The sequence below is a fragment of the Bradyrhizobium sp. CCGE-LA001 genome (assembly GCF_000296215.2).
Taxonomy (GTDB): Bacteria; Pseudomonadota; Alphaproteobacteria; order Rhizobiales; family Xanthobacteraceae; genus Bradyrhizobium.
Genome location: NZ_CP013949.1, coordinates 5,992,587 through 6,008,718 on the forward strand (window position 1 = coordinate 5,992,587; position 16,132 = coordinate 6,008,718).

A 16,132-nucleotide genomic window follows, 5' to 3' on the forward strand; every position below is an offset into this window, starting at 1 on the left:
CATCTACACGGCGACCTCATATGCAGCAAGGCGGCGCCAGCCATGCAGGCGTGGCCTCGGCACCTGCGGAGCTGCGTCATATTTCTGTACCTAACGGTTGCTCCTGTGCACCTCGTCCACCCCGCCCGCCACCAGCGTGTCCGGCGCGGACTCCGATCAACCATCGTGGTAGCCAATTGAAATTCTTCATCAACGGCCGCTTTCTGTCGCAAAAGCTCACCGGAGTTCAGCGCTATGCCGCCGAAATCGTCAAGGCGATCGACGCGCAGCTGGCGTCGGAGCAAACGCCCGCCTCGCTGCGGAATGCAGATTGGCAGTTGCTGACGCCGGTGGACGCGAGCGAGGAGCTCCAGCTCGAGCGAATCAAGATTCGCACCGTCGGCCGCTTGCGCGGACATGCCTGGGATCAAGTCGAGCTGGCGCGCGCCGCTGCGGGCGGCCGCTTGATCAGTCTTGCCAATGCAGGCCCGGTGTTCCATCGCGACCACATTGTCGTGATCCACGACGCACAGGTCTTTCGCAGGCCGGACTTCTTCAGCTGGCGCTATCTGGCAGTTCACCGCACCATGGGCCGGCTGCTGGCCCGGCACGCAAGCATCGCAACCGTATCGGCTTTTTCGCGCAAGGAGCTTGCGGAAGTGCTGCATCTGCCGGCCTCGGGGATCCCGATCTTCCCGAACAGTGCAGAACATTTCGCCACGACCAAGCCGGATCCCGGCATCATCGCCAGACTTGGACTTCAGCCGCAGAGGTTCTTTCTCTACGTGGGATCGAGGACCAAGAACAAGAATCTTGCCGTTGCGATCCGCGCCATCCAGCTGCTGGATCGCCCTGACGTTCCCCTGGTCATCGTCGGCGGCGACAACAGCAAGGTATTTCAGGATAATTCGGCGGAAGGCGCCGCCGGCCTGCTGCTGGCCGGGCGTCTGACGGACAGCGAGATCGCAGCGCTCTATGCGCAGGCATCGGCATTCGTGTTTCCCTCGCTCTATGAAGGGTTCGGTGTGCCGCCGCTCGAAGCCATGCTGTTCGGTTGCCCGGTCATCGCCTCGACGGCCGATGCCGTCGTGGAGACGTGTGGTGATGCGGCTGCGTATTTTCGCGCCAGCGATGCCGAAGCTTTGAAGCAACTCATGCTCGAAAGATTGGCAGCCGGAGCCATTTCCGATCAGGAACGCATGAAGCAACAGGATCGCGTTGCATTCTACTCGTGGAAAAAATCGGGAAAGGCCTTGCTCGATCATCTCGCGGGGCCGGCGAACGTCGCCAGCGCTGCTTGAAATTCGACACAGCTCGCCTCTCGCGCGCATTGGTGTTGCTCAAACGTTTTGCAACTCGCTGCCTTCCGCGCGGTTCCATGAAACTTTTTTTCCAAGCGCCACGCGCGCGAGAGCTTGGCGCAACATCACCACATCGCTGCCCCATTATCGCTACGTATTCGAGGAACTGTGTTTCGCACTAGCGAACACAGAACAGGGATACAGATGTCCGGCTCTCCCACGCGGCCTTATGGAAGGCAAACGATGAAAGTGCTGCACATCGCCGAGACGATCCGTGGCGGGATTGCGAGCTACCTGAACGAGTTGCACCCCGAGCAACAAGCGAGCTTCGGCGCCGAGAACGTGCACTATGTCGTGCCTTCGGACCATCGTAGCGACCTCGGCGCGATCGATGACAGCCAGATCACGATGTTCGAGCGATCGGGCCGCGGTGTCTCCGGGCTCTTCCAGATGTTGCGCGCGAGCATGCAGGCGCTGGACGCCTTTCGGCCCGACGTGGTGCATCTGCATTCCTCGTTTGCCGGACTCGTGCTCCGCCCCGCGCTGGCGGCCCGCTCGGACGGACCGCGCGTCGTCTATTGTCCGCATGGCTGGGCGTTTTCGCGCGAGACCGGTCGCTTCAGTCATCTCCTGACCAAGGCGGCGGAAAATCTCCTTGCACGAACGTCGGACCGAATCATCTGCATCTCCGGCGACGAGTTCAACGAAGCGGTGCGCGCCGGCATTCCTGCCGAGCGCCTCACCCTCGTCCACAACGGCATCTCGAAGAGCCGCACGCCGCAGCCCGTCGCGGCTGACTGGACCTCCAAGAAGGTCAAGGTCCTTTTCATCGGACGCTTGGACCGTCAGAAGGGCTTCGATCTGCTGATCGAAGCAGCGCGCTCGCTCGAGGATGTGCTGGACATCCGCATGATCGGCGCCTCCGTCGTCAACAAATACGAAGGCCCGGAGGTCCCGTCCAACGTGTCCCTGCTGGGCTGGCTCGATCGCCCGACCATCGAGACCCAGCTCGAGGCCGCCGACCTCGTCGTGATTCCGTCACGATGGGAAGCCTTCGGCCTCGTCGCGCTGGAAGCGATGCGCGCGGCCAAGCCCATCCTGGCGTTCCGCAGCGGCGCATTGCCCGAGATCGTCGTCGATGGCGTGACCGGCGTGCTTTGCGAGCCCGTCGCGGTCCAGCCGCTCGTGGATGGTTTCCGGCGCGCACTCGATCTCGATCTCAAGGTACTCGGACAGCGCGGCTACGACCGGTTCAAGCAGTATTATGACGTTCAGAAGACGCATGGACAATTGCAGCAGGTCTATGCCGACCTCCTCCAGGGCGAGCGGACGCCGGTCGAGGCCAAGGCGGGACTGCAATCGGATCTCTCCAAGAATTTCTGATGGCTCCACGGCTCCCACGCACCTTGGTTCGCGACAGTCTCCGCCTCGCAAGCCTCATCGCATCCGTTCTCCTGCCGGTCTCCGTCTGCGCACAGCAGGCGCAACCGCTCGATGCCCGATTCCTGCTCGGGGTCGGCACGCATCAGGGGCTGGGCGGCCCGGTGAGCGCGCGCGGATACGTGCCATCTGAGAACATCGCGCAGATCAAGCAACTCGGCCTCAACGCCTTTCGCGATGATTTTCCCTGGTCCGATTTCGAGATTGGGGGACGCCGGATGGGTTTCACGCCCCGCCTCGGCAGGCTCGAAGCGCAGGTGAAGTCCGGCGTCGCCCGTCCTCTCCTGATCCTCGCCTTCGGCCATCATCTCGTTCCGAATTCCTCGCCACCGACGACCGACGAGGCGCGGCAGCGGTTCGCCGATTATGCGGCGGCGGCGGCGCAATCGGTCGTGGCGCAGCATCCGCTCTTCGAGCTCTGGAACGAATGGAACCTGGCGGCAAAGAAAGATCCTGCGTTCTCGCCGGAAAACTATCTGGCGCTCGCGCAAGTCGCTCGCCCGGCGGTCAAGCGCGTTGCACCGCATGCGCCTTTCCTTGTCGGGGCGCTCGGCGACGATCTGGGCTGGACGTGGACCGAGAAGATGCTGCGGACCGGCATTCTTCAATATGCGGACGGAGCATCGATCCATCTCTACAATTTCTGCATGGGCCCGAGCAAACGCACGTCGGCGGAAATCATCGAGAGGCTGACGGCGTTTCACCGCCTGGTCGGCCAGGCGAGCGGAAACCCCGACTTCCCGATCTATGTCACCGAGACCGGCTGGACCACGGCCGCTTCCAATAAATGCGGCGTCAGCGAACAGGCCCAGGCCGACAATACGGCGCAACTCATTCTGTGGACATCGACCGCGGCGCGCTGGCTCAAAGGAATGTGGTTCTACGAGCTCAAGGACAGTGGAAAGGACCCAGCGGACCTGGAGCACAATTTCGGACTCTATCATTTCGACAACTCACCAAAGCCGGTCGCCTGCGCGGCTCAGGGCGCCTGGGCCTTCATTCGCTCCAGCCTGAGTGCCGAGCGACGCGAACTCGCCAGCGGCGTCGTGTCGATCAATGCATCGACGGCGTCCGGCGGCAGAATAGCGGTCTGGTCCGAGACTCCGGACCGCCGCTACGAGATCCGGCTCAAGGGCGATCAGCAAGGCGCGAGCTTTGCCATGCCGTGCGACCAGACGGCAAAGCCTGCGTCCGGGGTCTGGATCCCCGTCTCGAGCACACCGGTCCTGATTGCAGCCAATGACAGTGCCGTTCCCGCCCTGGAGATAAGGCCGGCGCGGTAAACGCGATTTTTTTTACTAAAGATGAGGTTGACGCGATGAAAGTTCTTTTGACGTCCACGCTTTATCCGACGCCTCAAGCCCCAAAGATCGTCGGCGGCGCAGAGATCTTCGCGCGACGTTTCGCCGAAGGCCTGGCGCAGCGCGGCGACGAGGTGGAGGTGATCCGGACCGCATCCACGCCCGATCAGGCGCGCGAAACCTGCAACGGCATCAACGTCTATTCCGCGCCGGTGCAGAACGTCTACGCGCCCTTCACCGAGCAGAAGAACGTCGCCTTGCGCAGCATCTGGCACGCCGTCGACGACTGGCAGATGCAGGCTCCCTTGATCGCCGAGCGCATCCGGGCTTTCAAGCCGGACGTCTTGCACTCCAACAATTTGTCGGGCCTCACCACCGCGATCTGGCGCGTCGCCGCCCAGCTCGGCGTTCCCGTGCTTCATACGCTGCACGACTATTATCTGACCTGCCCGCGCTGCTCGCGCTTCGACAAGGGAAGGTCTTGCGAGCACACCTGCACGAGCTGCGGAATCCTGACCTTTCATCGCAAGCGGGCCACGCATTGGCTCAGCGCCGTGGTCGGCGTGAGCGAGCGCGTGCTGTCGATCCACACCGACATGGGCATGTTCGCAGAGACGCCGATCCGTACCGTGATCCGCAACGCCTCGACCGAGCCGCCGCGTGAACCCTATCCACGTCCGGTCTGCACCACCGAGGTGACGTTCGGATTCATCGGTCGCCTCACGGAGGAAAAGGGCATCGACAATCTGATGCGGGCGCTTGCCATGCTGCCCCGTGATCGCATCCGGATGATGATCGCCGGTCGCGTCAGCGACGAGGAACAACGGCGCCTCAAGGCGCTGGCGCCGGATGCGCGTATCGAGTTCATGGGATTCGTGGTGCCGGACGACTTCTACAAGCAGGTCGACGTGGTGATTGCCCCGTCGATCTGGCACGACCCTGGTCCGCTCGTCGTCGCCGACGCCAAGGCGGCCGGCAGGCCGCTGCTCGGAACGCGCTTTGGCGGCATGCCCGAGGTGATCGAGCACGGCGTAACCGGCTGGCTGACCGAACCCGATCCGAAATCTCTTGCCAAGAGCATGCTGGACGTCGCGGCGGACCCCCACAAGATCGACGAGATCAGCCGGCGTCTCATTGCGGATACCAACAAGTGGATATTTTCCGACGTGCTGTCTGCATACAAGAACCTGTATGAACAATTGCGAGAGCAGCGGATGTCGCACTTGCGCGCGGCAACGACTGAAGCATCGAAAGCACCGGCCATCGTCGGCAAGGAGCGCCTCTTTCCGCGATGACACGCCTGTTCGCGATGGCAGGCTACGTCTATCAAAGCGCCGCGGCGATCATCCTGATCTTCGCGGTGAGCCATCTCCTGCCCGCTGCCGACTACACCAGCTTTTCCCTCGCGTTGGCCTCGAGCCAATTGCTCTGCGTCCTGATGTTCGAGTGGCTGCAACTCGCCGGGTTGCGTTTTCTGGCAGCAGCCGGGGAGGACGAGGCCGCGCGGCTGAGGTGGTCGCTTTTTGCAGCCGGCGTGTCGAGTGCGGGCGCGCTGCTGGCGGTCGGAAGCTGCGCATTCCTGGCCAGCACGCTGCCGGCAGGGATCATCGCGCTCGGCCTCGGCATATCCGTGCTCCAGGGAGTGACGGATCTGTATTTCCTGACGGTACGTCTGTCCGACCGGCTGGGGGTCGCCTCCTCTCTTCTCGCACTGCGCGCCACCGCGCTTCTGGCCGGAGCCGCGGTGGGAGGAAGGATTTCAGGAACGGCTGAGGCCGCGCTGCTCGGGATCGCGTTGGGACACACGCTGGGGCTCGTCGCCGGCCTCATCGCATACCGCACGCCGCTGGAGCGCGCCTCCTGGCAGGCGATGCTCGCCGACTGGAAGACCTTCGCCCGCTACGGCATGCTCGCGGCGGGCGCATCCGTCATCCATCTGTCGGTGCCGGTGCTGCTCCGTTTCATCGTCATTGGCCGGCTGGGCGCGACCGGAGCAGGTGCCGGATTTTCGATCGCGCTCGACCTTCTGCAACGTCCGTTCTGGGTCCTCAATGCAGCGATCCACACTGTGAGCTACCCCGAAGTGGTCAAGGACTTCGAGCGCGGGACCGTCACGAAGTCCGTCCAGTCGGCGCGGCGCATGTTCGAGTTCATGATCTGCACCACCCTCGTGCTGCTCGGCGGACTGGTCGGCTTCATTCCGGACGCCGCGCGCATCCTGGTGCCGCGGGAGAGCCTGGACGGCTTCCTGACGACCGCGCCCATGGTGGCCGCCTTCTATTTCCTGCACACGCATCTGCAGGCGACCGTCGCGGTCGTTCCGCATCTGGAGAAGCTCGCAACCAGGCTCGTGGTCGTTGCAGCCGGCCAGCTCGCGATCGTCGCGGCCATCGCGCTGGCCGCGGTTTGGGCCGGCCTGTCGCCGCGACAAGCGGTCGGCTGCGCTTCGCTCGCCACGCTGGCAACGATTTTGGTCGCGCTCGGTCCGACCCTGCGGTTCGAGGCATTCCCGCGCTGGTCACTGGTCGCGCAGGCGCTCGTGGCCGCCGTCCTGATCGGATCACTCGGCACGATGCCGACCGAGCCTCCGGCATGGCTTGCCGGCAAGATCGTGATTGCCGCAATCGCGACGGCCCTCGTCGGATGGCGTGGAGATTTCCTGATGCTGGCCCGCCGCGGCTAATTCGCAGCACTCGGCACGAACAGCAGGCCAGCAACTGAGCCGTGGGCGACGGCGCCGATTCAGTTTCCTGGACGGAACCATTACGCCTTTCCGATCCAACCGAAGGGCCACATCCGGGAAAATACGGCACAACCAGTGCGGTCAATTCCATCGGATTGCTCGCCCATGAAAATGGCATCTGCCGACTCCCTGTGCAATCCGATGATGCAGACGAAAGAGTCGGCACCGGACTCGGCAACGAGACGCTTCACTTGGTCGCGACTCCCAGCGCCGCGTCCGCCTGACACACTCTCAAGCCGAAGCTTCGATCGAATGCGTGCGGCATGCGCACATATTCAGCAGTGCAAACCGTGGAAATCTTAAAAGCGCCTTTCTCGCGCCATCCTGCACCGGCATCGCATCAACATTCTGCTGCAACACGAGTCGAGCTGTTCCATCACAAGGAACAGCGTTTCACTCACGATTTGTAGCTTCTATTTTTATCTGAAATTCACACTCGACAGTGAAGCTTGAACGCAAATCCTGCGAGCAATTTTGCTCGCGCTGAAGAACTCGAGTGTGCAATGCCTGATCAAACCATCCTCTCCGCCAGCGGCTTCACCAATTCCATCGGCGTCAACACGCATGCCGGTTTCGGATGGACCGGCTACAACAATCTCGCGCTGATGGCCGACAGCCTCGAATATCTCGGTGTCACCCATCTCCGCGACGCAATGGGAACCAGCCCCGCTGCGCAACCGGTCGTCGAGGGCCTGGCGGCCGCCGGCTACAAGTTCGATTTCCTGGTGTCGTCCGCGCTGCCCCAATCCGGCGCGGCCGGGCTGCAGAACTACATCGCCTCGCTCCAGAAGTTCGCGACCAGCTATTCGGGCAGCATCATCGCCATCGAAGGGCTCAACGAGGCCAATCACCAGCCCTTCAGCTATAATGGCAGCTCGAGCCTCAGCGCCGCGGCCCAATTCCAGAGCGCGCTCTACCAGGCCGTCAATGCCAACGCCACGCTCGCCAACATTCCCGTCTTCAATCTGTCACTGGCCTACAACGATCCCCAGGGCTACAGCCAGCTCGGCAACATGTCGGGCTCGGTCGATTATGCCAACGCCCACGCCTATGTCAGCACCAGCCTGACACCGAGCAGCTCCATTGCGGCGACGCTAAGCGCCGTCATGCACGCGGCGCCGGGAAAGCCCGTCGTCATCACGGAGACCGGCTACACCACGCAGGCCAACACCCAATATCTCGGCGTCAACGAGACGGTGCAGGCCAAGTCGATCCTGAACACGCTGGTTGATGCCTACAAGGCCGGCGTGAGCTCGACTTACCTCTACGAGCTGTTCGACCGCGACTCGTCCGCGGCCAATACCAATCCCGAAGCCAATTTCGGCCTGTTCAACTCCGACGGAACGCCCAAGCTCGCCGCGACGGCGATCCACAATTTGACGACCATTCTGGCCGATGACGGCAAGGGCGGCCAGCAGCCGACTGATCCGCTGAACTACACCCTGAGCAACATGCCGGACTCGGGCAACAGCATGGTGCTCGGCAAGAGCAACGGCGCCTACGAGCTCGTCGTATGGGCGGAGCCAAAGCTCTGGAAGGACGCCAACGATACCGAGATTTCCAATCCGACCAAGACCGTCACGGTGAACCTCGGCGGCGTACATCATACGGTGAAGGTGTACGACACGCTGACGGGAACCACGGCGATCGCCAGCTACACCGACGTCAGCACCATCACCATTCCGGTCAGCGATCACCCCGTGATCATCGAGATCGACGCGCCTCCGACCACGCCGCCCGCGTCAGACACAAGGACCAGCGTCACCGGGACGGCTGCAGAGATCGTGCCGCAACTGTCCGACCTGAGCGACTCGACGGCACTCCAGACCATCACGCTGACCGACTCCCACGTCCTGCAGGTCGCCTCGAAGGCGACCATGGACTACATGATCGCCCATTACGGCAGCGCGCTGTCCAAGATCCAGGGCGGATATTCGTTCTCGGTGACGAACTCGGCCGCGACCTGGACCAACACGAAGACCTACGATTCGAGCGGAAAGCTGCTTTCGAGGTCCGACACCGGCCTCAATTCAAGCGGCCAGCCGACCTCGACCACTGTCGTCTACAGCGACGGCTCCCAGGACCTGATCAGCTACACCGGCGGCGTGAAGACGAAATTCGTTCACGTCGGCACCGACGCGGTCCGGACCACAGACACCTACAATACGGCCGGAACTCTGCTGAGCCAGATCGTGCAGAAGACGGACGGCTATTACTCCACCACGCTTTATACGAACGGGGTGAAGACCGCCGCTTATGTCAAGAACGCGGACGGCTCGCAGGACAACTACACCTACAACGTCCAGGGCAAGAGCTTCACCAGCCAGGTGCAGCATCTCGACGCCACGGGGAAGGTCACTTCGGTGATCCGCAGCCATGCCGACGGCTCGCTGGATTCGACACAGGTCTATAAGGGCGACGGCAGCAGCGTAATCACGTTGTACAGCGCCACGGGAGTGAAACTGGTCGAGACCGCCTACCATGCCGATCGCAGCAAGGATGTCTGGACCTACAACATCAAGGGTCAGAACTATACGACCGAGCACGATGTCTACGATTCGACCGGATTCCTCACGACCCTGACGCGCCTGCATGCGGACGGCAGCATGGCTTTCGAGCTGAAGCAGACGGCCGACGGCACCAAGACGACCAACTGGTACAATGCCGCCGGCAGCCTCACCAGCGAAGTGGTCCAAAAGGCCGACGGCTTCACCTCGACAACGCTCTACAGCAACGGCGTCAAGACCAAAGCCTATATCAAGAACGCCGACGGCAGCCTGGACAACTATGCCTACGGCATCACCGGTCAGAGCTACACCACGCTGATCCAGCATATCGATCCGTCCGGCAAGGTGACGGCCGTGACCCGGAAGCACGCGGATGGCACGCTCGACTATACCCAGGTCGTCAACAACGACGGAAGCAGCGTCGTCACCACCTATGATTTGAAGGGAGTAAAGACGAAACAGTCCGAGCATCACGCTGATGGCAGCAAGGACGTCTTCCTCTTCAACATCAAGGGCCAGAACTACACGACCGAACACGACGTCTACGATGCAGCCGGCTTCCTCACGACGCTGATCCGGAAGCACGCGGACGGCAGCATGGCGTTCAAGCTGCTGCAGAGCAAGGATGGGACCAAGACGACGGACTGGTACGACGCCAACGGCGTTCTCACCAGCGAGGTGCTTCAGAAGCCAAGCGGGTACAACTCGACCACGGTGTACACCAATGGCGTGAAGACCGCGGTCTACATCACCAACGCTGACATGAGCCGGGACAATTACAGCTACAACATCACCGGTCAGAGCTATACCACGCAGTACCAGCACCTCGATCCGGCCGGCAAGACGACCGAGGTGACCCGCTGGCATGCCGACGGCTCGCTCGACTATACCCAGGTCGTCAACGACGACGGCAGCAGCGTTGTTGCGACCTACGATGCGGCAGGCGTCAAGAAGATGGAGACCGACTACCACGCCGACGGCTCGAGGGATGTCCATCTGTTCAACGTCGTCGGTCAGAACTACACGACGGAGCACGACACTTACGATTCCACCGGCTTCCTCACTCACATCGTGCGCACCCACGCCGACAACAGCCTGGCTTTCACGCTGACGCAGACGGCCGATGGTACCAAGACCTCGGACTGGTACGACGCCAAGGGGGTCATCACCAGCGAGGTGACGACCAAGAGCGATGGTTACAGCTCCACGACCGTTTATACCGCCGGCGTGAAGTCCGCGGCTTACATCAAGAACGCCGATGGTACGTCGGACAATTGGAACTACAACGTCACCGGGCAGTCCTACACCACCCAGCATCAGCATCTCGATGCCTCGGGCAAGCTGGTCGAGCTCACCCGGACTCACGCCGACGGCACGCTGGACTATACCCAGGTCGTCCACAACGACGGCAGCAAGCTGACCGACATCTACAACAGCGCCGGCGTCAAGACCCAGGAAATCGCCAACAACGCCGACGGCTCGAAGGACGTCTTCCTATTCAACTTCAACGGACAGGCCGGCACGACGCAGCACGAGAACTACAACCCCGCCAACGCGCTCCAGTTCATCGATCAGACCAAGACCGACGGGACTCACAATGTCACGGCCGTCGCAAGCGGAGTGACGATCGAGGGCGGGGCCGGCAACGACATATTCTCGGCGGCGCCGAACTCGACCACCATCGCCTACGATCATGGCCAGGACCAGATCCTCAACTTCCAGGCCGGCAGTGGCACGACGCACGACACGATCGCGATCTCAAAATTGCTGGCCGCGGACTACAGCCACCTGCAGATCACGCAGTCCGGCATGAACGCGCTCATCACGTTCTCGGCCAACGACACGATCCTGCTGAAGAACGTCTATGCCTCCAGCCTGACGAGCCACGACTTCCTGTTCGTCTGAGCACGGCGAATCTGCCCAAACGGGCGCCAACAGCGCTAAGGGGGCCGGGACCCTGCAAGGTCCCGGCCCTGTTCGTTTGTCGGGCGCCTGCCTCATCGATGAGCAGAAGACTGACTGCCATCCACAATTGGATGGGTCCTATGAATTCGAGCGGGTCGCCGCGATTGCGCCTGCATCAGCCAGCGCGTTGCGAACTTGCGTCACAATTCGCCCCTAGAAGGGCGACGAACCGCGCAAGGATACCGAGACCCGATGGAAGCCAGTGAAGCTAGACGTTTCGTCGTTCTCGACTTCTACCGCTTCGTCGCCGCGCTCGGGGTCTTCATCTTCCACCTGAAGCTGATCGACAAGGGTATCTCGCCGGCCTGGAACGGGTCCTACGGCCTGTTCGTGGACATGTTCTTCATCCTGTCCGGCTTCGTGATCTCCTATTCCTACCCTTCAAACTCGACAGGCCTGCGCTCCTATGCGCGCTTCCTGGTGAGGCGGATCGCGCGAATCTACCCCCTGCATCTGCTCACGTTGTTGATATTCGCGGTCCTTGCTCTCATGGGCATATCCGGCCCGACCTCGCACGCGAGCTGGACGGATTTCGTTCACAACCTCTTCCTCGTGCAGGCGTGGGGGATCACAGATCATCTCAGCTTCAACTCGCCGGCCTGGTCCATTAGCGCCGAGCTGTTCTGTTACCTTCTATTCCCATTGTTTATGCTGCTGGCGGGCCGGATCTCGCCGCTGATGCTCGCGATCGTCGTGGCGCTGTCTTATGGAATCCTCGCCCATGCGCACCTGCCGATCTGGCAGGAACGCTCGCAGATGTACGGGGCAACCTTCGACTTCGGGATCCTGCGGGCCCTTCCGAGCTTCCTGAACGGAATTCTCCTGACCGTTCTGTTCAGGCTCTCGAGCGACTATCGCAAGAAACCGGTCGCATTCGCCGGAATAGCGCTGTTTGTCGTCTCGATCCTGGTCCTCAACTTCTTTGCCAAGCCCGATCTTGCAATCATCCTGTTCTCTCTCGCGATCCTGGTCACAGCCACCGGAGAAAGCGCCTTCGCCCGGTTTCCCGGCTCTGACTGGCTTGGCCGCCTCGGCAACACATCATATGCGATTTACATGGTGCACGAAGTGCTGCTGATCCTGCTTTTCAAGCCGGCCTGGCACTTTTTCGGACTTCAACCAAGCATGTTTCCAGTGTTTGCGTTGGTCTGCTGCATCGTTCTGACGGTCGTTGCCGACGTGACATATCGCTATGTCGAAAATCCCGCTCGAAAATTGATCAATCGGCTGGCACCCGGCGATGCAAGATCAGCCCGCATCCCGAAGGCTGAACCGCTCGATCTTTCCGAGGCCAGACAGGCGGCCAAGGCAGGCTAGGTGGAGTGCAAAGGCCGGATCTTGCAGCTAGGTCCTCGGTGATCGCCGCACACGATTCAAGACTTCCTGGCATATCCGCATCACGGCCGGTCGGGCGACTGCCACAACGACGACGAGATAAACCGAACAACCAAGCAGCACGAGCGCGGCGAGACGCAGCCATGGCGACGTGGCGGGCATGGTAACGGAGGCACCAACCACGGCGCATGCCATCACCGCGGAGCCGGCAAGTGCGGGCATCAGCGCGGCGGCATAGGGCTTGATTCCGAGCGACAGGATCCGCATCGAGGCTCCGGCGGACAGTGGATACAGCAACAAGGCGCGAACGACGTAGCCGACAGCAATCGCGATAAGGCCGAACGGCGCGGCGACGATGAAGATCGCTATGTTCGAAACCGCGTAGATCAGCGTCAGCCAGGTCTGCCAGTGCGGTTTGCCGAATGCCAAGATCACGGAGTGATTGTAGAGGCCGATCGTGGTCAGGAATCCGGTGATCGACATGATCGCGAGCAGAGGGGCGGCCTCGCCCCACTTGGATCCGAAGAAACCAGCGATGAGATCCGGCGCCAGAGCCGCTATGCCGGCGAAAAGCGGCGCCGTCAGCAGCGACGTGTACATGACGAAGTCGACCAGCGTCGAACGCGACGCTTCGCGGTCATGCTGGAGGCCGGCGATGGTCGAAAAGAACACGCGGTTCAACGCATTTCCGATCACGGTACTCACGGCGTTGACCAGGCGCTTGGCGAGGCTATAGAAGCCCGCGCCGGCGGCGCCGGTATACCAAGTGACGAAAATCAGATCGGAATTGGCATTGGCGAAGTTCGTGATTCCGGTCAGCGCCACGTAGCGCGCATAGCTCAGGAGCTCGATAACAGCCCGCCGGCTGACCCGGAGCCGAGGGCGCCAAGGCGTCAGGATCCAAAGGCTGACCAGCGAGATCAACGAAGTCGTGACGAGCTGTCCGACCAGCGCAACGACGCCGTACCCCTGTATCGCCAGCGCGATCCCTACGGCCCCGCCTACCGTGATTGAAGAAATCGAGCGGATGGCGAGGGATCGAAAGAGTTGATTGCGCGTCAGCCAGGCCTCGTGCGTCCGTGAGAGGCCTTGCACGGCCACCACGATGCAAAATCCCTTGAGAACGATGGCAAGGTCCGAAAGACCGGAGAATCGTTCGACAGCGCCGCTCGAGGCGAACAGTGCGAGCGCTGCAAACAAGGAGAGGCCCGCAATGAGCCAAAACGAGGCAGTGTAATCCTCGTCCTTCGGCTCGGGGCGCGCCTGGACGGCGATCGCGATGCTCTCGATCAGGACTGCCCGGCAGAATTCGAGCGCCAGCGCCCCCGTTGCCACGATGCCGAGAATCTGCGGCGACAGCAGCCGCGCCATGATCATGTAGATTGCGAGCGTAAGAGCCTGCCCGACCGCGGAATCGAGTGTGGACCAGATGACGCCCGAAACGATCGAGCGCGGCTTGATAATCTCGTGGCGCAATTGAAAGCCTGTCACGATTTCGAGTTAGGCCGACATTCGTCGGGGAACCATTGGCTGAATGGTCCAATAGTCGCCTTGTTTACGAGGACACTACGGCAAGAAAGCAGCTACAATCCGAGGCAGCATGAATTTTCGAGGCAATTTACGACGGCTGATCAACGAGGTCGGTTGCGACTTTATTCATCCACTTCCCTATCCGCACGTAGACTTGTTCTTCTGGCGTCCCGACGACGGAACGATCAATTTCGGCGACCATCTTTCGATCGTCGTCGTCGACCATCTCTTGCGGCATTTCGGCTATACGCTCGCCGACGAGGTGCCGCGGCAAGCGCGCTTGTTCGCGATCGGCTCCGTGCTCCATTACGCGCGAAACGGCGATGTGGTCTGGGGAAGCGGCGTAAACGGGCGCCCCGGCCAGGACGGCCTCAACTATCGCGTGCAGAACCTGGACGTGCGTGCGGTGCGGGGCCCTCGTACACGGGAGGTTCTGCAGCGCCGGGGCATCGCAGTCCCCGAAGTGTTCGGAGACCCGGCGCTGCTGCTTCCTCAGCTGTTTCCGAATCGCTTTCAACCGACCGCCAAGAAGCCGTGGGTATTTGTTCCGAATTTGCACGATTTGAATCTCATCGACCGTACCGCCGATACAGTGGTCTCACCGCTGGGATCCTGGAACCGGCGGATTGAAGCCATTCTCGAAGCTGAACTGGTTCTGGCCAGCTCGCTCCACGGCCTCATCGTCGCCGAAGCATTCGGCATACCGGCTCGCTACGTGCGACTGAGCAGCGCGGAGTCCGAGTTCAAGTATCGTGACTATTACGAGGGCACTGGCCGGTTCGACGTCGAGTTTGCCACAAGCATTGACGAAGGTCGCGAGATGGGTGGAGCTGCGCGCCTCAACTTCGACCATCGTGCCTTGATGAATGCATTCCCGATCGACCTCTGGAGCGGAAAGAGCTGACATGGCCAAGCGCCTCCGCGTGGCCATCTACGCGCCGCATTTTGCAGAATATTCCTACCGGCTCGCAGCGGGATTGGCGCACCATTGCGACGTCCGCCTGGTGCTCAACCGCAAGGACGCCAACCAGCAATGGGAACTTGCAGATATCGCCGTGACTGCGCCCTTCGAGACGCGGATCCGCGACCTCAGCCTTCGCCGTGGCGGCGCGATCGGCATCCCCGCGTCCTTCCTCGACATCATATCGTTTCGTCCGGACGTGATTCATTGTCACGAAGTTCCGGAGATCTACACGTCCAGGCTGATCCAGCTGCTCCGCCCGCTCGGCATTCCCCTGGTCCTGACGGTTCACGATGCGATTCCACATTCGGAGGGCGGCTCCGGCACCTCGGCCCGTGAGGATGCCTGGCGCGAGCGCATGCGCGCGGCCGCTTCTGTCGTCACGACGCATGGTGAGAGTTGTATTGCCGATTTTCGGCGCGCTTCTCCCGGCTTCAAGGGCGACACGGTTTCCAGCATGCACGGCGTGCTCATGGTTCCGCCAGCCAAGGCCGCGCCCACCGCGCCGGAAGCAGCTCGGATCCTGTTTTTTGGGCGGATGTGGGCCTACAAGGGCCTCGACGTGTTCATCGATGCGATCGACATATTGGTCCGGCGCGGCGTTGCGCATGAGGCGATCGTCGCCGGCCGCGGCCCCGAGATGACGCGGCTCGGCGCGCGGATGGAGGCGATGCCGACCATCAAGACGATCAACGCCTATATTTCGCCTGCGGAGACTGGACGGTTGTTTCAATCCGCAACCGTGGTTGCCCTGCCCTATAAGGATGCAACGCAGAGCGGCGTGCTTGCATCCGCCTATGGCAATTCCCGGCCCGTCGTTGCCAGCGCCACCGGCGGCATCCCTGATGTCGTGACGGACGGCGTCAACGGCCTATTGGTACCTCCGGGCGACGCCAACGCACTCGCCGATGCACTCGAACGCGTGCTGACCTCGAAGCCTCTTGTCGCGACATTGACCGAGGGCGCGCGGCAGACTGCGGCTGGCCTATTGAACTGGGATCGTATCGCCGAACAGCTCCTCGGCTCTTATTACAAGCTCGCCGCACGCATTGTGAGCTGAGCGCCAGCGG

Annotated in this window: 10 protein-coding genes; 9 read left to right on the forward strand and 1 reads right to left on the reverse strand. The window is 61.8% G+C overall.

The window, feature by feature from the left end; genetic code table 11:
• Positions 1–176 precede the first annotated feature (176 nt).
• From BCCGELA001_RS28045 to BCCGELA001_RS28075, 7 genes are all read left to right on the forward strand, one after another.
• Entirely contained in the window at positions 177–1,280 is a 1,104-nt protein-coding gene (locus BCCGELA001_RS28045) for a glycosyltransferase family 4 protein (RefSeq protein ID WP_008561233.1), read from the forward strand.
• Positions 1,281–1,523: 243 nt separating this feature from the next.
• Positions 1,524–2,663 carry a glycosyltransferase gene (locus tag BCCGELA001_RS28050; protein ID WP_060736807.1) on the forward strand — a complete coding sequence of 380 codons (1,140 nt, stop codon included), beginning with the start codon at positions 1,524–1,526 and terminating at the stop codon, positions 2,661–2,663.
• Positions 2,663–4,003 carry a hypothetical protein gene (locus tag BCCGELA001_RS28055; RefSeq protein ID WP_008561248.1) on the forward strand — a complete coding sequence of 447 codons (1,341 nt, stop codon included), beginning with the start codon at positions 2,663–2,665 and terminating at the stop codon, positions 4,001–4,003. The genes BCCGELA001_RS28050 and BCCGELA001_RS28055 overlap by 1 nt, the downstream gene beginning before the upstream one ends.
• A gap of 35 nt (positions 4,004–4,038) precedes the next feature.
• On the forward strand, positions 4,039–5,316 hold the full coding sequence (locus tag BCCGELA001_RS28060) for a glycosyltransferase family 4 protein (protein ID WP_060736808.1): 1,278 nt from the start codon (positions 4,039–4,041) through the stop codon (positions 5,314–5,316).
• Positions 5,313–6,704, forward strand: a complete 1,392-nt coding sequence (locus BCCGELA001_RS28065) for a hypothetical protein (RefSeq protein ID WP_008561263.1) — start codon at positions 5,313–5,315, stop codon at positions 6,702–6,704. Before BCCGELA001_RS28060 ends, BCCGELA001_RS28065 begins: the two co-directional genes overlap by 4 nt.
• Before the next feature lie 563 nt (positions 6,705–7,267).
• The gene (locus tag BCCGELA001_RS28070) at positions 7,268–11,176 is read left to right on the forward strand and encodes a hypothetical protein (protein WP_008561267.1); all 3,909 of its coding nucleotides are present in this window, start codon (positions 7,268–7,270) and stop codon (positions 11,174–11,176) included.
• A gap of 252 nt (positions 11,177–11,428) precedes the next feature.
• Positions 11,429–12,553: an acyltransferase family protein gene (locus BCCGELA001_RS28075; RefSeq protein WP_008561270.1), complete on the forward strand. Its 1,125-nt coding sequence runs from the start codon at positions 11,429–11,431 to the stop codon at positions 12,551–12,553.
• A 27-nt stretch (positions 12,554–12,580) separates the two neighbouring features.
• Here the strand turns inward: BCCGELA001_RS28075 and BCCGELA001_RS28080 are convergent, their stop codons facing one another.
• Entirely contained in the window at positions 12,581–14,062 is a 1,482-nt protein-coding gene (locus tag BCCGELA001_RS28080; RefSeq protein ID WP_236840756.1) for a lipopolysaccharide biosynthesis protein, read from the reverse strand.
• A gap of 109 nt (positions 14,063–14,171) precedes the next feature.
• Between BCCGELA001_RS28080 and BCCGELA001_RS28085 the strand changes: the two genes are divergently transcribed.
• Together BCCGELA001_RS28085 and BCCGELA001_RS28090 are read left to right on the forward strand one after the other, a co-directional pair.
• Positions 14,172–15,005: a polysaccharide pyruvyl transferase family protein gene (locus tag BCCGELA001_RS28085; RefSeq protein WP_083543404.1), complete on the forward strand. Its 834-nt coding sequence runs from the start codon at positions 14,172–14,174 to the stop codon at positions 15,003–15,005.
• 1 nt (position 15,006) lies between these two features.
• Positions 15,007–16,122: a glycosyltransferase family 4 protein gene (locus tag BCCGELA001_RS28090; protein ID WP_236840757.1), complete on the forward strand. Its 1,116-nt coding sequence runs from the start codon at positions 15,007–15,009 to the stop codon at positions 16,120–16,122.
• The last annotated feature ends 10 nt before the right edge of the window (positions 16,123–16,132 follow it).

Bases quoted from the DNA above. Each gene is read 5' to 3' on its own strand.
- BCCGELA001_RS28065 (WP_008561263.1), top strand. From the start codon at position 5,313: ATGACACGCCTGTTCGCGATGGCAGGCTACGTCTATCAAAGCGCCGCG.
- BCCGELA001_RS28060 (WP_060736808.1), top strand. From the start codon at position 4,039: ATGAAAGTTCTTTTGACGTCCACGCTTTATCCGACGCCTCAAGCCCCA.
- BCCGELA001_RS28055 (WP_008561248.1), top strand. From the start codon at position 2,663: ATGGCTCCACGGCTCCCACGCACCTTGGTTCGCGACAGTCTCCGCCTC.
- BCCGELA001_RS28075 (WP_008561270.1), top strand. From the start codon at position 11,429: ATGGAAGCCAGTGAAGCTAGACGTTTCGTCGTTCTCGACTTCTACCGC.
- BCCGELA001_RS28070 (WP_008561267.1), top strand. From the start codon at position 7,268: ATGCCTGATCAAACCATCCTCTCCGCCAGCGGCTTCACCAATTCCATC.
- BCCGELA001_RS28085 (WP_083543404.1), top strand. From the start codon at position 14,172: ATGAATTTTCGAGGCAATTTACGACGGCTGATCAACGAGGTCGGTTGC.
- BCCGELA001_RS28090 (WP_236840757.1), top strand. From the start codon at position 15,007: ATGGCCAAGCGCCTCCGCGTGGCCATCTACGCGCCGCATTTTGCAGAA.
- BCCGELA001_RS28050 (WP_060736807.1), top strand. From the start codon at position 1,524: ATGAAAGTGCTGCACATCGCCGAGACGATCCGTGGCGGGATTGCGAGC.